At 71.6% G+C, this 22,726-nt stretch carries 26 protein-coding genes; 18 read left to right on the top strand and 8 right to left on the bottom strand.

All coding sequences use genetic code 11. The annotated features are described in order from the left end of the window. Positions 1 to 4 precede the first annotated feature (4 nt). The 4 genes from hrcA to OF850_RS09725 are packed head-to-tail and all read left to right on the top strand — an operon-like array spanning position 5 to position 2,932. Positions 5 to 1,078 carry a heat-inducible transcriptional repressor HrcA gene (gene hrcA, locus OF850_RS09740; protein ID WP_408906466.1) on the top strand — a complete coding sequence of 358 codons (1,074 nt, stop codon included), beginning with the start codon at positions 5 to 7 and terminating at the stop codon, positions 1,076 to 1,078. 45 nt (positions 1,079 to 1,123) lie between these two features. Next, positions 1,124 to 1,801, top strand: coding sequence for a CPBP family glutamic-type intramembrane protease (locus tag OF850_RS09735; protein WP_301589855.1), 678 nt, complete (start codon positions 1,124 to 1,126; stop codon positions 1,799 to 1,801). Positions 1,802 to 1,850: 49 nt separating this feature from the next. Then, positions 1,851 to 2,408, top strand: a complete 558-nt coding sequence (locus tag OF850_RS09730) for a nucleotide exchange factor GrpE (RefSeq protein WP_301589854.1) — start codon at positions 1,851 to 1,853, stop codon at positions 2,406 to 2,408. Beyond that, complete coding sequence (locus OF850_RS09725; protein ID WP_301589853.1) at positions 2,408 to 2,932, top strand: GNAT family N-acetyltransferase; 525 nt, start codon at positions 2,408 to 2,410, stop codon at positions 2,930 to 2,932. Before OF850_RS09730 ends, OF850_RS09725 begins: the two co-directional genes overlap by 1 nt. Here the strand turns inward: OF850_RS09725 and OF850_RS09720 are convergent. Together OF850_RS09720 and OF850_RS09715 are read right to left on the bottom strand one after the other, a co-directional pair. Then, positions 2,865 to 3,056 carry a hypothetical protein gene (locus OF850_RS09720; protein WP_301589852.1) on the bottom strand — a complete coding sequence of 64 codons (192 nt, stop codon included), beginning with the start codon at positions 3,054 to 3,056 and terminating at the stop codon, positions 2,865 to 2,867. The genes OF850_RS09725 and OF850_RS09720 overlap by 68 nt on opposite strands. 5 nt (positions 3,057 to 3,061) lie before the next feature. Beyond that, a complete protein-coding gene (locus OF850_RS09715; RefSeq protein ID WP_301589851.1) occupies positions 3,062 to 4,027 on the bottom strand; it encodes a Bug family tripartite tricarboxylate transporter substrate binding protein in 966 nt (321 codons plus the stop codon). Positions 4,028 to 4,107: 80 nt separating this feature from the next. On the opposite strand from OF850_RS09715, the gene phnC reads away from it, so the two are divergent. The 10 genes from phnC to OF850_RS09665 all read left to right on the top strand — a co-directional run bounded on the left by phnC (position 4,108) and on the right by OF850_RS09665 (position 12,231). Further along, positions 4,108 to 4,944, top strand: coding sequence for a phosphonate ABC transporter ATP-binding protein (phnC, locus tag OF850_RS09710; RefSeq protein WP_301589850.1), 837 nt, complete (start codon positions 4,108 to 4,110; stop codon positions 4,942 to 4,944). Positions 4,945 to 4,969: 25 nt separating this feature from the next. Next, on the top strand, positions 4,970 to 5,971 hold the full coding sequence (phnD, locus tag OF850_RS09705; RefSeq protein WP_301589848.1) for a phosphate/phosphite/phosphonate ABC transporter substrate-binding protein: 1,002 nt from the start codon (positions 4,970 to 4,972) through the stop codon (positions 5,969 to 5,971). Beyond that, positions 5,968 to 6,969, top strand: coding sequence for a phosphate/phosphite/phosphonate ABC transporter substrate-binding protein (gene phnD, locus OF850_RS09700; protein ID WP_301589847.1), 1,002 nt, complete (start codon positions 5,968 to 5,970; stop codon positions 6,967 to 6,969). Before phnD (OF850_RS09705) ends, phnD (OF850_RS09700) begins: the two co-directional genes overlap by 4 nt. Continuing rightward, on the top strand, positions 6,969 to 7,835 hold the full coding sequence (phnE, locus tag OF850_RS09695) for a phosphonate ABC transporter, permease protein PhnE (protein ID WP_301589846.1): 867 nt from the start codon (positions 6,969 to 6,971) through the stop codon (positions 7,833 to 7,835). Before phnD (OF850_RS09700) ends, phnE (OF850_RS09695) begins: the two co-directional genes overlap by 1 nt. Next, positions 7,832 to 8,662: a phosphonate ABC transporter, permease protein PhnE gene (gene phnE, locus OF850_RS09690; RefSeq protein ID WP_301589845.1), complete on the top strand. Its 831-nt coding sequence runs from the start codon at positions 7,832 to 7,834 to the stop codon at positions 8,660 to 8,662. Before phnE (OF850_RS09695) ends, phnE (OF850_RS09690) begins: the two co-directional genes overlap by 4 nt. Then, a complete protein-coding gene (gene hemW, locus OF850_RS09685) occupies positions 8,659 to 9,813 on the top strand; it encodes a radical SAM family heme chaperone HemW (protein ID WP_301589844.1) in 1,155 nt (384 codons plus the stop codon). Before phnE (OF850_RS09690) ends, hemW begins: the two co-directional genes overlap by 4 nt. 125 nt (positions 9,814 to 9,938) lie before the next feature. Continuing rightward, positions 9,939 to 10,217 carry a hypothetical protein gene (locus tag OF850_RS09680; protein ID WP_301589843.1) on the top strand — a complete coding sequence of 93 codons (279 nt, stop codon included), beginning with the start codon at positions 9,939 to 9,941 and terminating at the stop codon, positions 10,215 to 10,217. 69 nt (positions 10,218 to 10,286) lie between these two features. After that, a complete protein-coding gene (locus OF850_RS09675) occupies positions 10,287 to 11,018 on the top strand; it encodes an endonuclease III domain-containing protein (RefSeq protein WP_301589842.1) in 732 nt (243 codons plus the stop codon). Then, a complete protein-coding gene (locus OF850_RS09670) occupies positions 11,015 to 11,395 on the top strand; it encodes a histidine triad nucleotide-binding protein (protein ID WP_301589841.1) in 381 nt (126 codons plus the stop codon). Before OF850_RS09675 ends, OF850_RS09670 begins: the two co-directional genes overlap by 4 nt. Then, on the top strand, positions 11,392 to 12,231 hold the full coding sequence (locus OF850_RS09665; protein ID WP_301589840.1) for a SirB1 family protein: 840 nt from the start codon (positions 11,392 to 11,394) through the stop codon (positions 12,229 to 12,231). The genes OF850_RS09670 and OF850_RS09665 overlap by 4 nt, the downstream gene beginning before the upstream one ends. A gap of 18 nt (positions 12,232 to 12,249) precedes the next feature. Here the strand turns inward: OF850_RS09665 and OF850_RS09660 are convergent, their stop codons facing one another. The 3 genes from OF850_RS09660 to OF850_RS09650 all read right to left on the bottom strand — a co-directional run bounded on the left by OF850_RS09660 (position 12,250) and on the right by OF850_RS09650 (position 16,372). Continuing rightward, positions 12,250 to 13,713 carry an NADP-dependent isocitrate dehydrogenase gene (locus tag OF850_RS09660; protein ID WP_301589839.1) on the bottom strand — a complete coding sequence of 488 codons (1,464 nt, stop codon included), beginning with the start codon at positions 13,711 to 13,713 and terminating at the stop codon, positions 12,250 to 12,252. 107 nt (positions 13,714 to 13,820) lie between these two features. After that, entirely contained in the window at positions 13,821 to 14,975 is a 1,155-nt protein-coding gene (locus OF850_RS09655) for an MFS transporter (protein WP_301589838.1), read from the bottom strand. A gap of 2 nt (positions 14,976 to 14,977) precedes the next feature. Beyond that, positions 14,978 to 16,372, bottom strand: a complete 1,395-nt coding sequence (locus OF850_RS09650; RefSeq protein ID WP_301589837.1) for an FAD-binding oxidoreductase — start codon at positions 16,370 to 16,372, stop codon at positions 14,978 to 14,980. A 186-nt stretch (positions 16,373 to 16,558) separates the two neighbouring features. On the opposite strand from OF850_RS09650, the gene OF850_RS09645 reads away from it, so the two are divergent. From OF850_RS09645 to OF850_RS09635, 3 genes are read left to right on the top strand one after another with little or no spacing between them, the layout of a single operon-like run. Beyond that, entirely contained in the window at positions 16,559 to 17,521 is a 963-nt protein-coding gene (locus tag OF850_RS09645; RefSeq protein WP_301589835.1) for a tripartite tricarboxylate transporter substrate binding protein, read from the top strand. 6 nt (positions 17,522 to 17,527) lie between these two features. After that, a complete protein-coding gene (locus OF850_RS09640) occupies positions 17,528 to 18,010 on the top strand; it encodes a MarR family winged helix-turn-helix transcriptional regulator (protein ID WP_301589834.1) in 483 nt (160 codons plus the stop codon). Positions 18,011 to 18,041: 31 nt separating this feature from the next. Beyond that, on the top strand, positions 18,042 to 18,800 hold the full coding sequence (locus OF850_RS09635) for an HpcH/HpaI aldolase family protein (protein ID WP_301589833.1): 759 nt from the start codon (positions 18,042 to 18,044) through the stop codon (positions 18,798 to 18,800). A 37-nt stretch (positions 18,801 to 18,837) separates the two neighbouring features. Here the strand turns inward: OF850_RS09635 and OF850_RS09630 are convergent, their stop codons facing one another. From OF850_RS09630 to OF850_RS09620, 3 genes are read right to left on the bottom strand one after another with little or no spacing between them, the layout of a single operon-like run. Further along, positions 18,838 to 20,013, bottom strand: a complete 1,176-nt coding sequence (locus OF850_RS09630) for an enolase C-terminal domain-like protein (RefSeq protein ID WP_408906465.1) — start codon at positions 20,011 to 20,013, stop codon at positions 18,838 to 18,840. A gap of 7 nt (positions 20,014 to 20,020) precedes the next feature. Beyond that, a complete protein-coding gene (locus OF850_RS09625) occupies positions 20,021 to 20,668 on the bottom strand; it encodes a class I SAM-dependent methyltransferase (RefSeq protein ID WP_301589831.1) in 648 nt (215 codons plus the stop codon). Then, positions 20,665 to 21,837, bottom strand: a complete 1,173-nt coding sequence (locus OF850_RS09620) for a CaiB/BaiF CoA transferase family protein (protein WP_301589830.1) — start codon at positions 21,835 to 21,837, stop codon at positions 20,665 to 20,667. Before OF850_RS09620 ends, OF850_RS09625 begins: the two co-directional genes overlap by 4 nt. Positions 21,838 to 21,918: 81 nt before the next feature. Between OF850_RS09620 and OF850_RS09615 the strand changes: the two genes are divergently transcribed. Continuing rightward, complete coding sequence (locus OF850_RS09615) at positions 21,919 to 22,698, top strand: enoyl-CoA hydratase (protein ID WP_301589829.1); 780 nt, start codon at positions 21,919 to 21,921, stop codon at positions 22,696 to 22,698. Positions 22,699 to 22,726 lie beyond the last annotated feature (28 nt).

Below are 22,726 nucleotides of genomic sequence, written 5' to 3'. Positions count from 1 at the left end.
AAACATGAACAAGCCCCGCACGACGAGCCTCCTGCCCGCCCTTTCGATGTCCCAGGCCCTCGACCCCCGCGCCACCGCCGTGCTGCGCGAGCTGGTGGAGGTGTATGTCCAGACCGGCGAGCCGGTCGGCTCCCGCACCTTGTCGCGCCGCCTGCCGCTGAACCTGTCCCCCGCCTCCATCCGCAACGTCATGGCCGATCTGGAGGAGGCGGGGCTGCTCTACGCCCCCCACACCTCCGCCGGGCGCCTGCCGACGGAGCGGGGCCTGCGCCTCTTCGTGGACGGGCTGCTGGAGTTCGGCGACCTGTCGGCGGAGGAGCGCGAAACCATCGCCGCGCGCTGCGCCGCCCATGGCCGCTCCCTCCAGGAAACCCTGGCCGAGGCGGGGCAGATGCTGTCCGGCCTCGCCGGGGCGGCCGGACTCGTGGTCGCGCCCAAGGGCGAGGCGGCGGTGCGCCACATCGAGTTCGTGCCCCTCGGCCCCGGCCGCGCCCTGGTGGTGCTGGTCTCCGAGGATGGGCGCGTGGAGAACCGCGTCATCGAGGTGCCGCCCGGCCTGCCCCCCGCGGCGCTGATCCAGGCCGGCAACTACCTCAATGCGCGCCTCACCGGGCGCACGCTGGAGGAAACGCGCGGCGCGGTGGCGGACGAGATCGCGGCCAACCGCACCGCGCTGGACGCGCTGACGCATCAGGTGATCGAGGCGGGGCTGGCCACCTGGGCCGGCGGCTCGGCCGGATCGCTCATCCTGCGCGGCCAGGCGCGGCTGCTGGAGAATGTCGAGAACCTCGCCCGCGTGCAGGAAATCTCGGCCCTGTTCGAGCGGCTGGAGGCGCAGGAAACGACGCTGCGCCTGCTGGAACTCGCGCAGCGCGGCGAGGGGGTGCAGATCTTCATCGGCGCGGAAAGCGGGCTGTTCAGCAGCGCCGGGCTGTCCGTGGTCGTGGCGCCCTTCCGCAACGCCCAGGAGAAGATCGTCGGCGCCATCGGAGTCATCGGGCCCTCGCGCATCAATTACGGCCGGGTGATCCCGGTGGTGGACTACACGGCGCGGGTGCTGGGCCGCCTGCTGGGCTGACGGGGCGGATCCTGGCCAGGGCCGATCAGGCCCATACCTAGCCCCATGCCCCGAAGCGCCACGCCCGTCCTGCTGATCCTCATGGGGCTTCCCGGCCTCCTTTCGCTTCCCGTCCTTCCGGGCGTGCCGCGCTGGGCCGTGCTGCTCAATCCGCTGATTCTGCTGGTGATCTGCGCCTTTGCCGGCCAGTTCGCCGCGCGGCGCTGCGGCCTCCATCTCCGCGCGCCGGCAGCCACGCCCGCCTCGCGCCTGGCGCAGGCGGCAGCCGGCGTGCTGCTCGGCTTCGTCCTCGCCGTCGCGGACCATTCCGCCCGTTCCTGGTGGCAGGCCGGACCGGGCCTGCCGCCCTCGGTCGTCGAGGGCTGGAGCCTCGCGGCCTTGCCGTTGGGCGTCCTGTACGGCGGGGTGGTGGAGGAGGTGATCCTGCGCTGGGGCGTGATGAGCCTTCTCCTGCTTCTCCTCCGGCGCATTCTTCCCCGCTGGGAGGCCGCGCTTTTCCTCGCCATCCTGCTTGCCGCGCTGCTCTTCGCCGCGCTGCACCTGCCGGCGCTGGCCGCGTCCGGGGCGCCGCTGGAAGGTGGCGTGATGGCCCGCACCCTCCTGCTCAACACCGTGGCCGGATCGTTCTTCGGCACCCTCTTCGCGCGGCGCGACCTGCTGGCCGCCATGCTGGCCCATGCCGCCGCGCATCTCGGCTTCGCCGCCGCCGCGCTGCTGGCATGACAGCCATGCCGGGTTGATCCCCCAAGCCGCGCCGACTACCTCCCCACCCATGAGCGACACGCCAGACCAGCAGCCCGCGCCCGAGGCCGTCAACGACGCCGCCGCGCCCGAGGCCCGTCCCGACCCCACGCCGGAGGAGCACATCGCCGCCCTGGAAGCCAAGGTGGCGGAACTCGAATCCGCCCTGCTCTATGCCCGCGCCGAGACGGCGAATGCCGTGCGCCGCGGGCGCGAGGAAGCGGACAAGGCCCGCCTCTTCGCCGTGCAGAAATTCGCCGCCGACGTGGTGGAAGCGGCCGAGAACCTCCGCCGCGGCCTGGAATCCCTGCCCCCCGCGGCCGAGGACGAGCCCGAACTCCTGGCCAAGCTGCGCGGCGGCTTCGAGGGGGTGGAGCGCTTCATGCTCGGGCGGCTGGAGGCCAACGGCATCCAGCGCAAGCCCGCCCAGGGCGAGAAGTTCGACCCCGAGCTGCACCAGGCGATGAGCGAAGCCCCGGCCCCCGACGGGGTGGAGCCCGGCACGGTGCTCCAGGCCTGGAGCAGCGCCTGGACGCTGAACGGGCGCCTGCTGAAGCCGGCCATGGTGGTGGTTGCGGCCAAGGCTTGATGATCCGCGACATCGGCGAGGCGGATCTCCCCGCCCTCGCCGCGCTGAACGATTCCGAGGCGCTGCAGGTGAACGCGCTGGGGCTCGCAGGACTCCGCGCCGCCCTTGGCCTCGCCTTCGCCGCGCGGATGTCGCCGGATGGCGGGGCCTTTCTGCTCGCCTACGACGAGACGACGCCGCCCCAGGGGCCGAACCATTCCTGGTTCGTCGCGCGTGGCGGGCGCTTCGCCTATGTGGACCGCATCGTGGTGGCGGCCTCCGCACGGCGGCGCGGCCTTGCCCGCGCCCTCTACGCCGACCTCGCCGCGCTGGCGGTGGCGCGCGACAAGGGGGCGCTGTGCTGCGAGGTCAATCTCGACCCGCCCAACCCCGTCTCGCTCGCCTTCCACGAAACCCTGGGCTTCGCGCCGGCCGGCGAGGCGACCGACCCGCGCAACGGCAAGCGCGTGCGTTACCTCAGCGCACCGTCATCCGCGATCCTGGCACCAGCTCGCGGTTCAGGATCAGCGTCCCGTCGGTGGTGATCTGCCCCATCCGGTCCCCAACGCGGCCATAGGGCGTGTCGGGGAAGCCGGAGGCGCCGGGCCGCGTGTCCAGGCCGCCACAGGCGGCGAGGAGCAGGGGAAGCAGCAGGGGCAGGACACGCATCGCGATCACTCCGGGCGGATGTTAGCCGCGCGGATCAGGTCGCCCCACAGGCGCGTCTCGCTGGCCAGATAGGCGCCGAGGCTTGCCGCATCCCCCGTGACGATGTCCACCCCTTGCGGCGCCATGCGCGCGCGCAATTCCGGATCGTCCGTGCTGGCCTTCAGCGCGGCGGCAAGGCGCGCCTTGACCGGATCCGGCGTCGCGACCGGCGCGAAGAGCCCCTGCCAGAACACCGCGTCGAAGCCCGGCACCGTGTCGGCCACCGGCGGCAGGTCGGGCAGCAGGGCCGAGCGCTCGGCCGAGGAAACGGCGAGGCCGCGCGTCGAGCCCTCGCGCACGGTCGGCAGCGCCTCCAGCATCGCCTGGAACATGGCGTGGATGCGGCCCGCGCGCAGTTCCAGCAGCGCCGGCGCGCCGCCACGGAACGGCACGTGCAGCACGTCGATGCCGGTGCGATGCGCCAGCAGCGCCTGCGCCAGGTGGTTCACCGCGCCCGTGCCGCTGCTGCCGAAATTCACCTTGCCCGGATTGGCGCGGCAATAGGCGATGAACTCCGCAGTGTTGTTGACCGGCAGCGAAGGATGGACGTGCAGCACGAAGGAGGTGCGGTACATCAACCCGATCGGCGCCAACTCGCGCATCGGCTCCCGCGGGGTCAGGTTCGGCTGCAGCGCGGGGTTGATGGCGAGCGTCGTCGTCCCGGCCAGCAGCGTGTAGCCGTCGGGCCGCGCCTGCGCGACGTGGGTGTTCGCCACGGCGGTCGCCGCGCCGGCGCGGTTGTCCACCACCACGGGCTGGCCCAGCTCGCGCTCCAGGCGCGCGGCGACGGCGCGGCTGCTGATGTCCGTCACGCCGCCGGGCGGATAGCCGGAAACGAGGGTGATCGGCCGGCTGGGGAAGCCGTCCTGCGCGCGCGCGGGCAAGGCGGCAAGGATGGCGGGCGCGGCCAGCAGGGCGCGGCGTGATGTCATGGCGTGTTCCTCCGTTTGCGGCACATTGGATTCCACGCCGCCGCCGCGCAACCGTCATCGGGACGTAACAGGGCGCGCCTATGTCGCGCCGCATGAACGCGACGCTGGAAATCCAGGGCCTGTCCCGCCGCTTCGGCAACACCGCGGCGCTGGACGCGGTGAGCCTTTCCATTCCCGCCGGGCAGATGGTGGGCATCATCGGACGTTCCGGCGCCGGAAAATCCACGCTGCTGCGGATGATCAACCGCATGGCGGAGTCGGATGCGGGTCGCATCGTGTGGGGCAGGCAGGAAGTGACGTCGCTGCGCGGCCAGGCGCTGCGGGACTGGCGCACCGGCTGCGCCATGATCTTCCAGCAATTCAACCTGGTGCAGCGCCTCGACGTGCTCACCAACGTCATGATCGGCCGGCTGAACCGGCGGCGCGGCCTGGCTGCGCGCGTCAACGCCCTGCTGGGCCGCTTCCCGGATGAGGACCGCGCCCTGGCGCTGGCGGCGCTGGAGCGCTTCGACCTCCTCCCCACCGCGCTCCAGCGCGCGGAAACGCTTTCCGGCGGGCAGCAGCAGCGCGTCGCCATCTGCCGCGCCCTCCTGCAGGGGCCGCATACCATCCTGGCCGACGAGCCCATCGCCAGCCTCGATCCGCGCAACGCGCGCACGGTGATGGAGGCGCTGCGCGCGGTGAACCGGCGCGACGGCATCACCGTGGTGGTGAACCTCCATCACCTCGACGCGGCGCGCGAGTTCTGCGGCCGCATCGTCGGCATGCAGGCCGGGCGCGTGGTCTTCGACGGCGCACCGGAACAACTCACCGAAGCCGCCGCCGAGCGCATCTACGGCCCGCCCGCCACGCGCCACGCCGCCACGGCGGCCGAGGCCGATCGCGCCATCCTCGCCGCCCGCTGGGCAGCTGCCTGACACTCTCCGCAAGGAAGCACAGAGCATGATCAACCGCCGCTACCTCGGCGCCCTGGTGCTGGGCGCCCCGATGACCCCCGCCGCGCTGCGCGCCCAGGCCGCCTTGCCCGCGCGCCGTTCCCTGGATGCGGACGTCCCCATGCCCGCCCCGGGCCGCCGCCCCTGGGCCGCGCAGGTTCCGCAGATCCGCATCGGCCTGATGGGCGGCGAGAACGAGGCCGACCGCCTGGGCCGCTACGGCGCCTATCGCGAACTGCTGGAGCAGAGCTTCGGCGTTCCCGTGCGCCTCTTCCCGGCCAGCGACTATGCCGGCGTGCTCCAGGCCTTTTCCGCCCGGCAGATCGAGAGCGCCTCGCTCGGCCCCTCCGGCTATGCGGGCGCCTGGCTGGACACCAATGGCGGCGTCGAGCCGCTGCTGGTGGCGGAGGAGCGCGACGGCTCCATCTCCTATGTAGCGGTCATGGTGACGCGAGCCGATAGCGGCATCACCGACCTCGCGGGGATGCGCGGCCGGTCGCTCGCCTGGGCGGACGCCAATTCCACCTCCGGCTACCTCGTGCCGCGCTTCGCGCTGCGCCGCGCCGGCATCCCGGTGGAAAGCGGCCAGTATTTCTCCCGCACCGGCTTCGGCGGCGGGCATGAGCAGGCGGTGGTCGCGGTGCTGCAGCGCCAGTACGACGCCGCCGTCACCTGGACCTCCGGCCAGGGCGACATCGACCAGGGCCACACGCGCGGCAACCTCCGCGCCATGGTGGAGAAGAACATGCTGAACATGCGCGACCTGCGCATCGTCTGGCAGTCCGACCCGATCATCAACGGCCCGCTCACCGTGCGGCGCGACCTGCCGCAGGGCTTCAAGGACGACCTCGCCAAATTCCACCTCGCCCTGCCCAAGACGCATCCGCAGATCTACGCGCAGATCGAGCGCGGTTCGGGCACAGGCTACCGCACCGTGACGCACGAGCAATTCGCCTTCCTCGTGGAGATGCGCCGCGAGGAAATGGCCGAGCGCCGGCGCCGGTCATGACCCGTCCGGTCACGTCGCGACGCGCGCTGCTTCTCGGCGCCCTCGCCGCTCCGGCCGTGGCGCGCGCGACGGAGTGGCGCCCGCGCCGTTCCACCGAGGGCGAGCACCGCCTGCCCGAACCGGGGCGTCGTCCCTGGGCCGCGCAGGTGCCGCAGATCCGCGTCGGGTTGATGGGCGGCGAGAACGAAGCCGATCGCCTCGCCCGCTTCGACGGGCTGCGCGCGCTACTGGAGGAGCGCTTCGAGGTTCCGGCGCGGCTCTACCCCGCCAGCGACTATGCCGGGGTTCTCCAGGCCCTCGCCGCACGGCAGGTGGAGTTCTCCACCCTCGGCTCCTCCGCCTATGCAGGCGCGTGGCTGGACACGGATGGCGGCATCCTGCCGCTTGTCACCTTTGAGCAGGTGGACGGCTCGGTGTCCTATCACTCCGTCATCGCGGTGCGCGCCGACAGCCCCGTGCGCGCGCTGGAAGACCTGCGCGGCCGCTCCCTCGCCTGGGCCGACCCGAACTCCACGTCCGGCTACCTGATTCCGCGGTTCGAGCTGCGCCGCGCCGGCATCGGCGTGGAATCGGGGCAGTTCTTCGGCCGCACCGGCTTCGGCGGCGGGCACGAGCAGGCGATGGTGGCGATGATGCAGGGGCAGTACGACGCCGCCGTCACCTGGGGCTCGGGCATCGGCGACGCGACGGAAGGCTTCACCCGCGGCAACCTCCGCGCCATGGTGGACAAGGGCCTGCTGCGCCCCGGCTCCTTTCGCGTGGTGTGGCAGAGCCGGCCGATCCAGAATGGTCCGCTCACGATCCGCGCCGACCTGCCGGCCGAGTTCCGCGAGGACATCGCTGCCTTCTACCTCGCCCTCCCGCGCGAGCGGCCGGAGATCTTCCGCCAGATCGCGCGCGGCGAGGGGCTGGGTTTCCGCGAGGTGCGCCACGCCGATTACGAGATCTTCGTGGAGATGCGCCGCGAGGAAGCGGCGGCACGGCGCCGCCGCTCCTGATGTCGGTCGCGCTGCGGGCCGCCGAGGCCGCGTTCCACGAAAGGCGCCGCCGCCGCCAGGCCTCCGCCCTGCTGGGCGGGGCCGTGCTGCTCGCCTGCACGCTCGCCGCCGCGCGCATGGCGGAGTTCCATCCAGACACGCTGCTGGCCGGCCTGCCGCGCATCGGCGAGTATTTCCTCCGCATCGCCCCTGACCTGCGCTGGGCGTCGCTGCTGAGCGATTCCGAGACGGAAGGCTCCCTCGCCTTCTGGTTCTACCGGCTGGATCGCTGGTCGCTCCTGCTGCTGGAAACCGCGCAGATGGCGGCGCTGGCGACGCTGCTCGGCGCCGCCGCGGTGCTGCCGCTTTCCTTTGTCGCCGCGCGCAACCTCGGCGCTCCGCCGCCTGCGCGCTTCCTCGCGCGGCGCTTCCTGGAAGCCGGGCGCACCGTGCCGGAGATCGTCTTCGCGCTGATCCTGATCTGGGCCTTCGGTGTCGGCGCGCTGCCGGGCATCCTCGCCATCGCGCTGCACACGGCGGGGGCGCTGGGGCGGCTCTTCGCGGATGCGATCGAGAACGTGCCGATGCGCCCCTGGGAAGGCGTGCGCGCCTCCGGCGGCACCTGGGCCGAGGCGTGCCGCTACGCCGTCCTGCCCGCCGCCGCGCCGGACCTGCTCAGCCACGCCATCCTGCGCTTCGAGGTCAATATCCGCTCCGCCAGCGTCATCGGCTTCGTCGGCGCCGGCGGTATCGGCGAGGAACTCTACCAGGTGATCTCCTTCAACCACTACGAGGAGGTGAGCGCGATCGTGCTGCTCATCATCCTTGCCGTCGTCGCCTGCGACCTCCTGAGCGAGCGCCTGCGTCGCCGGGTGATCGGCGCATGAGCGCGGATCTCGTCGCCGCCTGGCGGGAGCGCGTCCCCGATGCCTTTCCGCGCGCGCGCCCGCTTCGCCTCCTCGCCTGGGTGGGCTTCGCCCTCTGGCTCGGCTTCGCCCTGTGGTGGTTCGACGCAACGCCGCAGCGCCTGTGGAACGGGCTGGGCGGGATGCTCACCATCCTGCGGCTGATGATCCCGCCCGCGCCCGGCGAGCTGTGGCTGGAGATCCTGAAGGGCCTCGGCGAAAGCCTCGCCATGGCCTTTCTCGGCACGCTGATCGCCGCGATCCTCGCCGTGCCGCTCGGCCTGATGGGCGCGTGCAACGTGGTGACGAACGCGCTGTTCCGCTTCTCGCTCCGCCGCGTGCTGGACGGGTTCCGCGGCGTGGATCAGCTGATCTGGGCGCTGGCCTATGTGCGCGCCGTCGGGCTCGGCCCGCTGGCGGGCGTTCTGGCCATCGCCACCGCCGACATCGCCGTCCTCGCCAAGCTCTACGCCGAGGCGATCGAGAACGCGGAACGCCGCCAGGCCGAGGGCATCGCCGCCGCTGGCGCTTCCTCGACGCTGGTGGTGCGCTTCGGCCTCCTGCCGCAGGTTCTGCCGGTAATGCTGGGCCACGCCCTCTACTTCCTGGAAAGCAACACGCGCTCCGCCACCATCCTCGGCGTGGTGGGGGCGGGCGGCATCGGCTTGCAGATCGCCGAGCGCATCCGCGTCCGCCATTGGGACGAGGTGGCCTTCATCATCCTTCTCATGGTGGTGACGGTGGCGGCGATGGACTGGCTTTCCGCCCGGCTGCGCCGGAAGCTGATCGGCGCTACATCGCGGGGGTGAACGAACCCCTCGCCCTCTACCTCCACTGGCCCTTCTGCGCCGCCAAGTGCCCATATTGCGACTTCAACTCGCATGTGCGCGAAGCCGGCCCCGACCACGCGCGCTTCCGCGCGGCGCTGCTGCGCGAGCTGGCGCACGAGGCGGCGCGGGTGGGTCGGCGGCCCCTGGCTTCCGTGTTCTTCGGCGGCGGCACGCCCTCGCTGATGGAGCCGGAAACCGTGGCAGCGCTGCTGGAGGCGGCGCGGACGCATTTCGACGCCGCGCCCGACTGGGAGGTGACGCTGGAAGCCAACCCCACCAGCGTGGAAGCCGGCAAGCTGCGCGGCTTCCGCGAGGCGGGGGTGAACCGGCTGTCCCTCGGCGTGCAAAGCCTGGACGAGGAGGCACTGCGCTTCCTCGGCCGCCGCCACGACGCGACCGAGGCGGTGGCGGCGCTGGAAACGGCACGCGCCCTTTTCCCGCGCCTGTCCTTCGACCTGATCTATGCCCGCCCCGGCCAGGGCGAGGCGGCGTGGCGCGCCGAACTCCGCAAGGCGCTGGCGCTCGCTGCCGACCACCTGTCCCTCTACCAGCTGACGATCGAGCCCGGGACGCGCTTCCATACGGAGCACGCGCGCGGCGCCTTCAGCCTGCCGGAGGATGACGACGCCGCCCGGATGTACGAGGCGACGGCGGAGGAGGCCGCGCGCTTCGGCCTCCACGCTTACGAGATCAGCAACTATGCCGTCCCCGGCGCGCAAAGCCGCCACAACCTCGCCTATTGGCGCTACGGCGACTATCTCGGTATCGGCGCGGGGGCCCATCAGCGCCTGCTCCTGGACGGCGCCATGCTTGCCACGCGCCGCCATCGCGCGCCGGAGGAATGGGCGGCGCGCGTCGAGCGCGACGGGCATGCGGCGGTGGAGGATACCGCCCTGTCCCCGCAGGAACGCGGCCGCGAGGCGATGCTGATGGGGCTGCGCCTCGCCGAGGGCGTGGACCCAGCGCGGGTCGAGCGGCGCGCTGGCCTCCCCTTCGCCGAGGTGGTGGACCCCGCCATGCTCGTGGCCCTCACGGAGGAATCCTGGCTCGAATGGGAAGGCGGGCGGCTGCGCGCCACGCCGGAAGGGCGCGCGAGGCTGGACTCGATCCTTCCGGTGCTGCTACGCTAGCGGCATGTCCACCCTGCGGAACACGCTGCGAATTACCCGCCCGGCCGGCTGAAACCGCGCCGCGACACGGCGCGTCCGCGCCGTCCGGGTCTTTCCCTTCGCAGCCCGCATCCCAGGACATTTCCATGACCGAACCCGCTCCCGACACGGTTTCTGTGCTTTTCACCCTTCAGGCGGAAGCCGCGCCCGGCATGCTGCCGCGCCTGCTCCAACCCTTCGCCAAGCGCGACCTCGTTCCCGACCAGGTGCGCTCGCGCCGCGCGGGCGAGGTGCTGCTGGTGGAACTGGGCATGGACGCCATGCCGGCGCACGAGCTTCACCTCGTGGAGGGCAGTTTGTCCCAGGTGATCGGCGTGCGCCGGCTGGAAACGATGCGGCGCGCCCGGCTGCGTTCCGCGGCCTGAGTCATGGGCCTGCGTTCCGCAGCCTGATCCGGCCCCGGCGCGTTTCCCGCTCTTCGGAGGAAACGCGCCGTGACCGACCCCGCCGCCCGATTGCTGGAAGCGCATCGCCGCCTCTGCGCGGAGTTCGGCTGCCCGCTCTCCTATTTCCATGCCCTCGACCCGCTGGACGAACTGGTTTCCTCCCTGCTGTCGCACCGCACCCGCAACGCCGACAGCGCCCGCGCCTTCCGCAACCTGCGCGAACGCTTCCCCGATTGGGAGACGGTGCGCGACGCCCCGGTGGCGGAGGTGGAGGAGGCCATCGCCCCCTGCACCTGGCCCGAGGCCAAGGCGCCCGCCCTGCAGCGCACCCTGCGCGCCCTGACGGAGCGACGCGGCGCGCTGGACCTGTCGCACCTCGCTGCGATGGACGCGGACGCGGCGCGGGACTGGCTCCAATCCCTGCCCGGCGTCGGGCCCAAGACGGCGGCGGCCGTGCTGTCCTTCTCCACCATGCGCGGCCGCGCCCTGCCGGTGGACAGCCACCACCACCGCGTCGCGCAGCGGCTGGGCGTCATCCCGCCGCGCATGGCCGTCGGCCCCTCGCACCGCGTCATGGAGGCGATGCTGCCGGCGGAATGGGGCGCGCAGGAGGTGTACGACCACCACCAGGTGCTGATGCGCCATGGCCAGAAGACCTGCCATTTCCGCGCCCCCGCCTGCGGGCGCTGCGTGCTGCTGGATATCTGCCCCACCGGCCAGGCGCGCCGCGCCGACCCGTTCACAGAGGCGCGCGAACCGGATTACCCTGCGCCTCCATGAGCGTCTCCGGCCTGCCCCCCTACGACCCGCAGAACATCTTCGCGCGCATCCTGCGCGGCGAGATCCCGTGCAAGCGCGTCCACGAGGACGAATTCGCCCTTGCCTTCCACGACATCAACCCGCTCACCCCCACGCACGTGCTGGTGATCCCCAAGGGGGAATATGTCTCCGCCGCCGACTTCCACGGCAGCGCCGACGATGCGGCCATTGCCGGGTTCTGGCGCGCGGTGGGGAAGGTGGCGAGGGATCTGGGGCTGGAAGGGAGCGGCTACCGCATCCTGTCCAACATGGGGCCGGATGGCGGGCAGGAAGTGCCGCATTTCCACGTCCACCTCTTCGGCGGCAGGCGGCTGGGCCGCATGATGCCGCGCGAATGAGCGAGGAGGCGCGGGCCGCGCTTTCGGCCGCCGGACAATTGCCGGATGCCGAACTCGACCTCGCCGAAGTCGCGCTGCAATTCGCCCGGGTGGACACGCCCGATGCCGACTGGCGCGCGGCGCGCGACCTCCTGTCCCGCATCGCCCGCCGCGCGGTGGAGGAGGCGGCCGCCGACCCGCGCGCCGATGCGGGCGACACCACGCGCCGCGCCGCCCTCCTGTCCCGGCTGCTGCATGGCGAGTTCGGCTTCGGCGGCGATGCCGAGACCTATGACGACCTGCGCAACGCCAACCTCGTCGCGGTGCTGGAGCGGCGGCGCGGCCTGCCCGTGGCGCTCGGCATCCTGTGGCTGCACGCGGCGGAGGCGGCGGGCTGGGCGGCGCACGGGGTGGATTTCCCCGGCCATTTCCTGCTGGCGCTCGGCCACCCGCGCGGTCAGGTGATCCTGGACGTGTTCGGCGGCGGCGCGGTGCTCGCCGCGCCGGAGCTGCGCGCCCTGATCAAGCGCATCGAGGGACCGAAGGCGGAGCTGCGCCCCGGCCTGCTGGTGGCGATGAGCAAGCGGGCGGTGCTGCTGCGCCTGCAGAACAACATCAAGCTGCGCCGCCTGCGCGCCGGCGAGGTGGACGGCGCGCTGCGTTGCACGGAGGACATGCTGCGCCTCGCCCCTGACCATGCCGGGCTGTGGCGCGAGGCGGGGCTGATGCAGCACCGGCTGGAACGCATCGGCGCCGCGCTGCAAAGCCTGGAACGCGCCCTGGAGTTGGAGCCCCGGGGCGAGGCGGCGCACCGCACCCGCGCCCTGATCGACGAGCTGCGGAACCGGCTGAACTGAGGCCGGTCCCGCTGCCGCCTACCCTTCCCCCTGCGCCCGGGTGAAGGCGTCGGCGCCGTCGAAGCGCTGCAGCTTCTCGATGTGCATCCAGCGATGCTGCCGGCCGATGCGGGACAGGAGGTCGGTGATCTCCGCCACCGCATCGCCCTTGGGCGGCTCGCGGAACACGAAGCGGGCGCGGAAATGGTCCACCAGGAAAGTGTTGCCGCCCATCTCCGGCCAGACCTGCGCCCCGCGCGAGGAGATCATCTTCAGGTCGAAGGCGCTGCCTTCCGCGGCCGCCTGCAGGGTGATGCCGATGGCCTTCGGGTCGCGCTCGCTTTCTACGAACACGTCTACCCCCACCAGCTCGCGCGTCGTCGCCGCCTTGTACCAGGTGATGGCGGGCCACTTCTTCAGCGCGATCGGGCGGTACTCGCGCGTCGGCACCTTGTCGGACTGGCGGCCCAGATTGCCGATCAGCCGCGCCACGTAGGCGTCGGTGCCGACGCCCTCGCCCTCCGGCGCGATGTCGCCGGTGAGGTCCCTGCCTTCCTCCAGCGTGACGTAGAGCGCGTGCTCCACCTTCGCCGCCGTCTCGAAGTCGCCGATGTGGCGCAGCATCATCACGGCGGAAAGCAGCAGCGCCGTCGGGTTGGCCAGCCCCTTGCCGGCGATCTGCGGCGCCGAGCCGTGCACCGCCTCGAACATCGCCACCCCGTCGCCGAGATTGGCGGAAGGGGCGACGCCCAGCCCGCCCACCAGCCCGGCCGCCAAGTCGGACAGGATGTCGCCGTTCATGTTGGTCATCACGACCACGTCGAACTGCTCGGGCCGGATCACCATCTGGTGCGCGCAATTGTCCACGATCATGTGCTCGTGCTGCAGGTTCGCGTGCTCCTTCAGCACCGCCTCGCCCACGCGCTTCATCATGCCCTCAGTGAGCTTCATGATGTTGGCCTTGGTGGCCACCGTCACCTTGGAGCGCCCCTCGGCCTCCGCGAGGCAGGCGGCGAGGCGGACGATGCGTTCGCACCCCACTTCGGTGATCAGCTTCAGGCACTGCGCGACGCCGGGCGTCTGCATGTGCTCCACGCCGGCGTACAGGTCCTCGACATTCTCGCGCACCACGACGAAGTCGATGCCGCGCCCGGCGAAGGGGGTGCGGATGCCCGGGATCTCCCGCACCGGGCGGATGTTGCCGTACATCTCGAAGACCTTGCGGAGCGTGACGTTGGCGCTCTTCTCGCCGTGGCCCACGGGGGTCTCCAGCGGGCCCTTCAGCGCCACGCCGTTGCAGGCGATGCTGTCCAGCGTCTCGCGCGGCGCGCCGGAGCCGATGCCCTTGCGGAAGGCCTCGGCGCCGGCCATCGCCTCCTCCCACTCGATGCGGGCGCCGGCGGCTTCCAGCACCTGTCGCGTGGCGCGCATCACCTCGGGTCCGATGCCGTCACCGGGAATGGCGGTGACCTTGGTGCGGGAAGCGGGGGCGGTGCCGTCCATGGCGCGATCTCTCCGGGCTTGTCGTCCGGGCGCGCATATGGGCCGAGGCATGCCCAAAGGGGAACCCCTTTGCCGTGCTGCGGCGCAAAAAAATCCGAGCTGTGGACTCAGTCTTGTTGCCAGCGCACGAAAAGCAGGCAACCGAGCAGCAAAGCCGCGACAAAGGTTAGCAGCGCAGCCCCGGCGCCGCCCATCCAGGCCGCCGCGCCCGACAGCCATTGCAGCACGGCCGCGCCGCCGAAGAAGAACATGTTCATGGCGGACAGCGCCCGCCCCGCCTCCTCCTGCCGCACCAGCCCGCGCAGCAGGGAAAAGCACAGCACCTGGAAGGAGATGGCGAGGCCGAACCCCACCAGCAGCGCCGCGTCCAGCCACACCGGCCCGCGCAGGAACAACCCCAGCACCAGCAGCGCCGCCACGGCATGGCCCAGCACGATCAGCCGCTTCACCTGCCCGAAGCGCGACACCACCCAGCCTGCGATCGCCGGGCCGGCCACCAGCGCAAGGGTGCAGCCGAGCAGCAGGTGCCCTGCCTCGATGCGCGGCAGGCCCCGCACCTCCATCAGCCAGGGCCCGCCCCACAGGCCCCGCACCCCCAGCACCGCCCCGAAGGACACGAAGGCCATGGCCATCAGCCCGCGCAGCCGGGGCGAGGCGGCGATGCGCAGCACCTCCCGCGCATCGCCCAGGACCGAGCGCGTGGCAGCGGCCGGCGTCCAGGACGGGACCGTCGTGGCCACCGCGCCCGCCGCCAGCGCGGCGAGGGCGAGGCAGGCCCAGTAGCCGGCGCGCCAGCCCTCCACCTCGATCAGCCAGGCGAGCGGGCTCGCCGTCAGCACCATGCCGCTGTTGCCGATGGCCTGGACCAGGCCCGACCACAGGCCGAAACGCGGCGCGTCCAGCGCGCGGGCGGCAAAGGTCATCGGGCACATCAGCATGCCCGAGCAGCCGACCCCCAGCACCACCTGCGCCAGCACCATGGCCGGGGCGGAAGGGGCCAGCGCCGCCAGCCCGGCCCCCAGCGCCGCGATCGCGAGCAGGATCAGCGCCACCGGCCGCACCCCGTAGCGGTCCAGCGCCACGCCGACCGGGATCATCGCGAGCGCGAAGGCGGCAGGGAACGCCCCGGTGATGGCGGCGAGTTCCTGCGCGGAAACGCCCAGGTCGCGCGACAGCACGTCCGCCGCCACGGCAGGCAGGGTGCGGATGGCGTTGGAGAAGACGTGGCCGAGCGTCAGCGCCAGCAGCGGCAGGACGAACACGCTCAGTTCCGGAAGATCTTGCCCGGGTTCAGGATGCCCTTCGGGTCCAGCGCCTGCTTCACGCTGCGCATCACCGCCAGCGCCTCCGGACCGTGCTCTGCCTCCAGGAATTCGCGCTTGCCGATGCCCACCCCATGCTCGCCGGAGCAGGTTCCGCCCAGCGCCAGGGCGCGGTGGACGATCTGGCGATCCAGCGCCCAGGCGCGGTCCAGCGCCGTCGGGTCCGCCTGGTCCACCAGGATCACGGTGTGGAAGTTGCCGTCCCCCACATGGCCGACGATGGGCGCCGTGAGGCCGCTCGCCTCGATGTCCTCTTTCGCGCCCAGCAGCGCCTCGGCGAGGCGCGAGATGGGCACGCACACATCGGTGGCGATGCCGCGATGGTTGGGCTTCAGCGCGATGCATGCCCAGTAGGCGTCGTGCCGCGCCTTCCACAGCCGGTTGCGCGCCTCCGCCTCCCGCGCCCAGGCGAAGTTGCTGCCGGCGTGGTCGGCGGCAATGCCCTGCACCGTTTCCGCCTGCTCCGCCACGCCCGCCTCGGAGCCGTGGAACTCCAGGAACAGCGTCGGCGCGGCGGCAAGGCCTTCCAGCTTGGAGAAGCGGATGCAGGCTTCCATCTGCACCTCGTCCAGCAGCTCCATCCGCGCCACGGGCACGCCCGCCTGCAGGGTGGTGATGACGGTGTTCACCGCGTCCGCCAGGGTAGGAAACTGGCAGATCGCCGCGCTCATCGCCTCCGGGACGCCGTGCAGCCGCAGCCGGATCTTCGTGATGACGCCGAGCGTCCCTTCCGAGCCGATGACGAGGCGCGTGAGATCGTAGCCATTCGCCGCCTTGCGCGCGCGCGAGCCGGTCCAGATCACCCGCCCATCCGCCAGCACCACCTCGAGCTGGAGCACGTTCTCGCGGATCGTGCCGTAGCGCACGGCATTGGTGCCGCTGGCGCGCGTGGCGCACATGCCGCCGATGGTGCAATGGCTGCCTGGGTCCACCGGAAAGAAAAGCCCTTGGTCGCGCAGGTGGTCGTTCAGAAGCTGCCGCGTGACGCCGGGGCCGATCAGGCAGTCCATGTCCTCCGCGCTCACCTCCTCGATCGCGTCCATGCGCGACAGGTCGAGCGAGATGCCGCCGCGCACCGGGTTCACGTGGCCTTCCAGCGAGGTTCCGGCGCCAAAGGGCGTGACCGGCACGCCATGCTGATGGCACAGCGCGAGGATGCGGCTCACCTCCTCCGTGGTCTCGGCGAAGATCACGGCGTCGGGGGTGGTGGGGGCGGTGGTGTCCTCGCCGCGCGCGTGCTGCTGGCGGATCGCGTCGTTCACGCTGAGACGCTCGCCCAGGATAGGGCGCAGCGCGGCGATGACGGCTTCCGCCGGGGACTGGGAGATCTGGGTCATGGCGTCCTTCCGGGGCCGCATCATGCCCCCGAACGCGCCGCGTGGCGACGGGCCGGGTTTCGCTTGCCGCCCGGTCGTACGCCCGCTTACGGTATCCGCAACGACAACCAGGGAGGACCCGGCGCGCCCGCGGCGCGGCGGGACGCGGGTTCTGCCCGCCCGAAAACGCCAGGAGACGCCAGGACCATGCTGAAGCGCCGTCAACTCGCCGCCCTCGCCGCGCTGCCGCTTGCCACGCCGGCCTTCGCGCAGAGTCAGTATCCCGACCGGCCGATCCGCGTGATCGTCCCCTTCCCGGCGGGCGGCGCGACCGACATCTGGGCGCGGCTGGTGACCGAGCCCATGGCCGCCGATCTCGGTCAGCCCATCGTGATCGACAATCGCGGCGGCGCCGGCGCGATGATCGGCACGGAGGCCGTGGCCCGCGCCGCGCCCGATGGCTACACGCTACTCTTCACCATCTCCTCCTCCTTCCAGAGCCCGGTGGTCTTGCGTCGTGACCCCTACCGGCTTTCGGACTTCGCGCCGATCGGCAAGATGGGCACCACCTCGCTGGTCTTCTGCGTCGGCGCGAACCAGCCGCCGCGCAGCATGGAGGAGTTCATCAGCTTCGCGCGCGGCAAGTCGCTGAACTACGGCACCTACTCGCCCGGCTCCACCGGCCACGCCATGGCGCAGCTCCTGTCCGACACGCACCGGCTCGACATGTCGCCTGTGCATTACCGGGGCGAGGCGCCGCTGCTGGCCGACGTGCTGGGCGGGCGCATCCCCTGCGCCTTCCATTCCATGACCGGCGCGGGCGAGCACATCCGCGCCGGGCGCATCCGCCCCCTCGCCGTGCTGGGGCGCGACCGCATCCCCTCGCTGCCGCAGATCCCGACCCTGATCGAGCTCGGCATGATGGAGGATTTCGCGCAGACCGGCTTCCTCGGAATGCTCGGCCCGGCGCGGCTGCCGCAGCCCATCCATGCCCGCCTCGCCGAAAGCTACCGCAAGGCGATGGCGCGGCCCGAGGTGGTGAACCGGCTGCGCGAGATGGACACGATCCCGCAATGGCTCGGCCCCGAGGAGTTCCGCGCCGACATGGAGCAGTACCTGCGCTGGTGGACCGCGCTGGTGGACCGCATGGGGCTGCGGGCGGACGGCTGAGGCGCCATGACGGAGGAAGCGGGGGCGGGGTTCCGCATCGGCTTCCTGGTGCACGACGTGTCGCGGCTGCGCCAGGCGCTGTTCGACGGCGGCATGCGGCCGCACGGCCTCACCCGCGCGCAATGGTGGATGCTGGTGCAGCTGTCGCGCTCCGCCGACGGGGCGATGGCGCAATCCGACCTCGCGCGGCTGATCGGCGTCGGCAAGGTGTCGGCGGGCGCCACGATCGCCCGGCTGGAGGCGGCGGGGCTCCTGCGCCGCGAGGGAGACGCCTCCGACCGCCGCGTCCGGCGCCTTGCCCTGACCGAGGCGGGGCGGCGCCTCCAGGCGGAGATGATCGGGCTGGGGGAGGGGCTGAACGCCGCCATGACCGCGGGAATCCCGCCCGAGGAGCTGGCCCTGGCCGGGCGGGTGCTGGCGCGGATGAAGGCGAATCTGGGCGCCGCGCGCCGGGGCGGGCGGGTTCCCCCATGGGAAGAACCGATCTAGCCTCCCGCCACTATCCCCGAGGAGGAAGCGCGTGGCGAACAAGGTCAAGGAAGCCTGGAAGAGCGGCAAGGCGGTGGTGAACGGGTGGCTTGCCATCCCCAATGCCTTCAGCGCCGAGATGTATGCCCAGTGCGGCTGGGACAGCGTGACGGTCGACATGCAGCACGGCGTCCAGGACTACCTGTCCTGCGTGGCCTGCTTCCAGGGCATGCAGCCGCACGGCGTGCTGCCCATGGTGCGCGTGCCGTGGAATGAGCCGGGCATCGTCGGCAAGGTGCTGGATGCCGGCGCCTATGGCGTGATCTGCCCGATGGTGAACACCGAGGCCGAGGCCCGCGCCCTGGTGCAGTACGCGAAGTATCCGCCCAAGGGCACGCGCTCCAACGGCCCGATCCGCGCCGGCTCCTACGGCTCGGGCGGCACCTACCAGAAGACCGCGAATGACGACGTGCTCGTCATCCCGATGATCGAGACGCAGACCGCGCTCGACAACCTGGAAGCCATCCTCGACGTCGAGGGCATCGACGCGATCTACGTGGGCCCCTCCGACCTCGGCCTTTCGCTCGGCATGGAGCCGAAGCTGGACCGTGAGGAGCCGGAGATCATGAAGATCTACGAGCGCCTGCTGAAGGAGACGGACAAGCGCGGCATCGCGGCGGGCCTGCACAACGGCACGCCCGAATACGCGAACAAGATGATCAAGATGGGCTTCAAGCTCGTCACCATCCTGAACGATGTCGGGCTGATGGTGAACGCCGCGAAGTCCGCGGTGAAGATCGCGCGCGGCTGACGCGCCGGGGAGGGGGCCGCGAAGGCCCCCTTCCGCCTCACAAATCCTTCAGCACCGCGTAGAGGTCGTTCTTCGCCTCGAAGCCGATGCCCGGCACGTCCGGCATGCGGATGCGGCTGTTCTCGACGGGCGTGGCATCCGCGAAGCCGCCAAAGGGCGCGAAGACCTCCGGATAGCTTTCGTTGCCGCCCAGCCCCAGCCCCACCGCGATGTTCAGCGCGAACTGGTGCCCGCCATGCGGCACGCAGCGGCGCGGGCTCCAGCCATGGGCGCGCAGCATCTCCAGCGTGCGGAGATACTCGACGAGGCCGTAGGACAGGGCCGGATCGAATTGCAGCACGTCGCGGTCCGGGCGTAGCCCGCCATGGCGGATCAGGTTGCGCGCATCCTGCATGGAGAACAGGTTCTCGCCGGTGGCGATGGGCGGCAGGTAGTGCTCGGCCAGCGTGGCGTGGGTGGAATAGTCCAGCGGGTCCAGCGGTTCCTCGTACCAGCGCAGGCCGAAGCCCTCGATGCTGGCGGCGTAGGAGAGCGCGGCGTGGAGGCCAAAGCGCCCGTTCACGTCCACGCAGAGCCGGTGCCCCTGCCCGTCCAGCAGCTTCAGCACCGCCTCGATGCGGCTTAGGTCCAGCAGCAGCGCCTCGCGCAGCGGCATGCCCGGCGAGCCGCCGATCTTCATCTTCACCACGGAATAGCCGAGGCCGAGATAGCGCTTCATCTCCTCGACCAGCGCGTCCACGTCCTTGCCGGGGTGGTAGTAGCCTCCGGCGGCATAGATCCAGGCCTGCTCGTCCGCCTGGCCCTTGTTGTAGCGATTGGCCAGCAGCTTCCACAGCGGCACGCCGGCCAGCTTGGCCGCCGCGTCCCACAGCGCCATGTCCAGCACGCCCACCGCGACGCTGCGCTCGCCATGGCCGCCCGGCTTCTCGTTGCGCATCATCGCCGTCCAGGCCGGGACGGGGTCGAAGCCGCCATCTTCATGGGCCGGCAACTCGCCGGCTTCCTCCAGGCGCGGGACAAAGCGCTCCGTCAGCAGGCCGGTCTGGGCGTAGCGGCCGTTGCTGTTGAAGCCGTATCCGGTGGCGCTGCGTCCGTCGCCGCTTTCCACCGTGATGGCGACGACGCTCGCCGTCATCTTGCTGAAGTCGATATAGGCATTGGCGATGGCGCTGCTGATGGGCACCACGCCCTGCCGGATGCTGGTGATCTTCACGGGACCCTCATGTCTGGCTGGGCGGGTTCTGCGCTCCCCCGGCGCCACCGGCAAGGGCGGCGCCCTTGCGGAAGACCAGCCGGTCCCAGGTCACGTCGGCGCGCAGCAGCCCATCCTTCGCCTCGGCGCGATGCAGGCAGGCGAGACTCGCCGCTTCCGCCAGCGCGACCGTCTCCGCCGCCGTCACCGCGAACATGCGCCGGCCGGGCGGGACGGGGCCGTGGCGCAGCGTGAGGGCCAGCACGCCGCCCGGACGCAGCAGCGCCGCTACGCGCGACATGGCGCGTGCGCGTTCCGCGGCGTCGAGATGCATCCAGACCGCCGTGGCCAGGATGGCGTCAAAGGACGAAGTGTGAGGCAGGCGGGCGAGGTCCGGCAGGGAATCGTCCACCCATTCGATGCCCGGGTCCGGATGCAGCGCCACCGCGCGGCGCCGCAGCTCCGCCGTCGGCTCCACCGCCGTGACGCGGTGGCCCAGGGCCGCAAGCCCGGCCGCGTCCCGCCCCGTGCCGGCGCCGATGTCGAGCACGGTGGCCCGCGCGGGCGGCAGGAAGGGGAGCAGATGGGTCTGGGCGCGGGCGAAGGGGACGCTCTCATAGACCCGGGCGAGCGCGTCCGCCTCCTCCGCGTAGCCGGCGTTCCCCGGGACGCTCAAATGGCCTTCTCGTTGCGCAGCGCGGCGATCTCCTCGGCCGAAAGGCCGAACTCGCGCAGCACCTCGTCCGTGTGCTGGCCGCGCTCGGGGGTGGGGTTGTGGGCGCACTCGACGCCCGCGATCTGCATGGGCGCGCGCACCAGCGCGATCTCGCCGAGCTGGGGGTGCTGCACCGGCATCGCCAGGCCCAGGTGCTTCACCTGCTCGTCGGCGAAGACCTGGTCCATGGAATAGACCGGGCCGCAGGGCACGCCCGCCTCGTTGAACGCGTCCACCCATTCCGCCGTGGTGCGCGTCTCCATGCGCTTCTGGATCAGGGCGTTGGTCTTGGCGCGGTTCTGCGAGCGCAGCTTGTCGGTAGCGAGGTCTGGATCCTTCGCCTCCTCCTCCATCCCCAGCACGGCGACGATGCGCTTCCACATCTCGCCGCCGCCGCCCGCGATGTTCACCACGCCGTCCTTCGTCTGGAACAGCCCGGTCGGGATGGTGGTGGGGTGGTCGTTGCCGGCCTGCTTCGGCACCTCGCCCTTCATGGTCCAGCGCGTGGCCTGGAAGTCCATCATGGCGATCATCGCCTCCAGCAGGGAGACATGCACCCAGCGCCCCACCCCGGTGCTTTCCCGCTCCAGCAGCGCGACCATGATGCCGAGGGCGCAGTAGAGCCCAGCCGTCAGGTCCGCGACCGGGATGCCGGCGCGCACCGGACCCTGGCCCGGCAGGCCGGTCACGCTCATCAGCCCGCCCATGCCCTGGGCGATCTGGTCGAAGCCGGGCCGCTTGGCATAGGGCCCGTCCTGCCCGAAGCCGGAGATGGAGCCGAGCACGATGCGCGGGTTGATCGCGGCCAGCGTGTCGTAATCCACGCTCAGCCGGTGCTTCACGTCGGGGCGGTAGTTCTCCACCACCACGTCGGCCTTCTCCACCAGGCGGTGGAACAGCTTGCGCCCAGCCTCGGTCTTCAGGTTGACCGTGATGCCGCGCTTGTTGCGGTGGACGTGCTGGAAGTCCGGCCCGTGGCGCTCGCCGCCCAGCCCCTTGCCCGTGTCCACCTCGTCCGGCGCCTCGACCTTGATGACGTTGGCCCCCCAGTCGGCCAGCTGGCGCACGCAGGTCGGCCCGGAGCGGACGCGGGTCAGGTCGAGCACGGTGAAGCGGCTGAGGGGCATCATGGGCGGGGCGTCTCCTGTTCCGGCCCGCATCTTCCACCGCGCGCCGAAGGCTGCAACCCTGGCCGCCGAAAGGGGAACCGCATGTCCGAGGAACTTCTGGTCGAGCGCCGCGAGGGCGTCGTCCATGTCACGCTCAACCGCCCCCAGGCGCGCAACGCCCTCACCTTCGGCATGTACGAGGGCCTGGCGAAGCTGGCCGCCGAGGCGAGCGCGGATGATTCCGTGAAGGCGGTGATCCTGACGGGCGCGGGCGAGAAGGCCTTCGCCGCCGGCACCGACATCTCGGAGTTCCGCAACTTCCGCACCGCCGAGGACGCGATCGGCTACGAGAGCAAGATCGACCGCATCCTTTCGGCTCTGGAGGATTGCACCAAGCCGACCATCGCCGCCATCGCCGGCGCCTGCACCGGGGGCGGTGCCGCCATCGCCGCGGTGTGCGACCTCCGCATCGGTGCCGCGAATGCGCGCTTCGGCTTCCCCATCGCGCGGACGCTCGGCAACACGCTCTCCATGGTGAACCACGCGCGCATGGCGGCCCTGATCGGCCCGGCGCGCGTCACCGACCTCGTCTTCACCGCGCGGCTGATGGAGGCGGAGGAGATGAAGCAGGCGGGCCTGCTTTCCGAGATCCTGCCCGACCACGCGGCGCTGCAATCCCGCGCCTGGGAGCTGGCGCAGACCGTCGCGGGCCACGCGCCGCTGACGCTGCGCGCCACCAAGCAGGCGCTGCGCCGCCTGCGCGAGGCGAGCCGCGCCATCCACGGCGACGACCTGGTGGCGATGTGCTTCACCTCGCGCGATTTCGCGGAAGGGGTGGAAAGCTTCCTGGCGCGGCGCCCGGCGGTGTGGGAAGGGCGCTGACCCCCGCTTCCGCCATGCGGCGAGGGGA

This window comes from Sabulicella glaciei (assembly GCF_026183895.1).
GTDB lineage: Bacteria > Pseudomonadota > Alphaproteobacteria > Acetobacterales > Acetobacteraceae > Roseococcus > Roseococcus glaciei.
This window is presented reverse-complemented; position numbering and strand designations above follow the sequence as displayed.

Coding starts and splice junctions, on each gene's coding strand:
- OF850_RS09735 (WP_301589855.1), top strand. CDS start 1,124: ATGCCCCGAAGCGCCACGCCCGTCCTGCTGATCCTCATGGGGCTTCCC.
- OF850_RS09665 (WP_301589840.1), top strand. CDS start 11,392: ATGAGCGAGGAGGCGCGGGCCGCGCTTTCGGCCGCCGGACAATTGCCG.
- OF850_RS09720 (WP_301589852.1), bottom strand. CDS start 3,056: ATGCGTGTCCTGCCCCTGCTGCTTCCCCTGCTCCTCGCCGCCTGTGGC.
- phnD (WP_301589847.1), top strand. CDS start 5,968: ATGACCCGTCCGGTCACGTCGCGACGCGCGCTGCTTCTCGGCGCCCTC.
- phnD (WP_301589848.1), top strand. CDS start 4,970: ATGATCAACCGCCGCTACCTCGGCGCCCTGGTGCTGGGCGCCCCGATG.
- phnE (WP_301589846.1), top strand. CDS start 6,969: ATGTCGGTCGCGCTGCGGGCCGCCGAGGCCGCGTTCCACGAAAGGCGC.
- OF850_RS09620 (WP_301589830.1), bottom strand. CDS start 21,837: ATGATGCCCCTCAGCCGCTTCACCGTGCTCGACCTGACCCGCGTCCGC.
- OF850_RS09615 (WP_301589829.1), top strand. CDS start 21,919: ATGTCCGAGGAACTTCTGGTCGAGCGCCGCGAGGGCGTCGTCCATGTC.
- OF850_RS09715 (WP_301589851.1), bottom strand. CDS start 4,027: ATGACATCACGCCGCGCCCTGCTGGCCGCGCCCGCCATCCTTGCCGCC.
- OF850_RS09660 (WP_301589839.1), bottom strand. CDS start 13,713: ATGGACGGCACCGCCCCCGCTTCCCGCACCAAGGTCACCGCCATTCCC.
- phnC (WP_301589850.1), top strand. CDS start 4,108: ATGTCGCGCCGCATGAACGCGACGCTGGAAATCCAGGGCCTGTCCCGC.
- OF850_RS09670 (WP_301589841.1), top strand. CDS start 11,015: ATGAGCGTCTCCGGCCTGCCCCCCTACGACCCGCAGAACATCTTCGCG.
- OF850_RS09640 (WP_301589834.1), top strand. CDS start 17,528: ATGACGGAGGAAGCGGGGGCGGGGTTCCGCATCGGCTTCCTGGTGCAC.
- OF850_RS09680 (WP_301589843.1), top strand. CDS start 9,939: ATGACCGAACCCGCTCCCGACACGGTTTCTGTGCTTTTCACCCTTCAG.
- OF850_RS09730 (WP_301589854.1), top strand. CDS start 1,851: ATGAGCGACACGCCAGACCAGCAGCCCGCGCCCGAGGCCGTCAACGAC.
- OF850_RS09645 (WP_301589835.1), top strand. CDS start 16,559: ATGCTGAAGCGCCGTCAACTCGCCGCCCTCGCCGCGCTGCCGCTTGCC.
- OF850_RS09650 (WP_301589837.1), bottom strand. CDS start 16,372: ATGACCCAGATCTCCCAGTCCCCGGCGGAAGCCGTCATCGCCGCGCTG.
- phnE (WP_301589845.1), top strand. CDS start 7,832: ATGAGCGCGGATCTCGTCGCCGCCTGGCGGGAGCGCGTCCCCGATGCC.
- OF850_RS09725 (WP_301589853.1), top strand. CDS start 2,408: ATGATCCGCGACATCGGCGAGGCGGATCTCCCCGCCCTCGCCGCGCTG.
- hrcA (WP_408906466.1), top strand. CDS start 5: ATGAACAAGCCCCGCACGACGAGCCTCCTGCCCGCCCTTTCGATGTCC.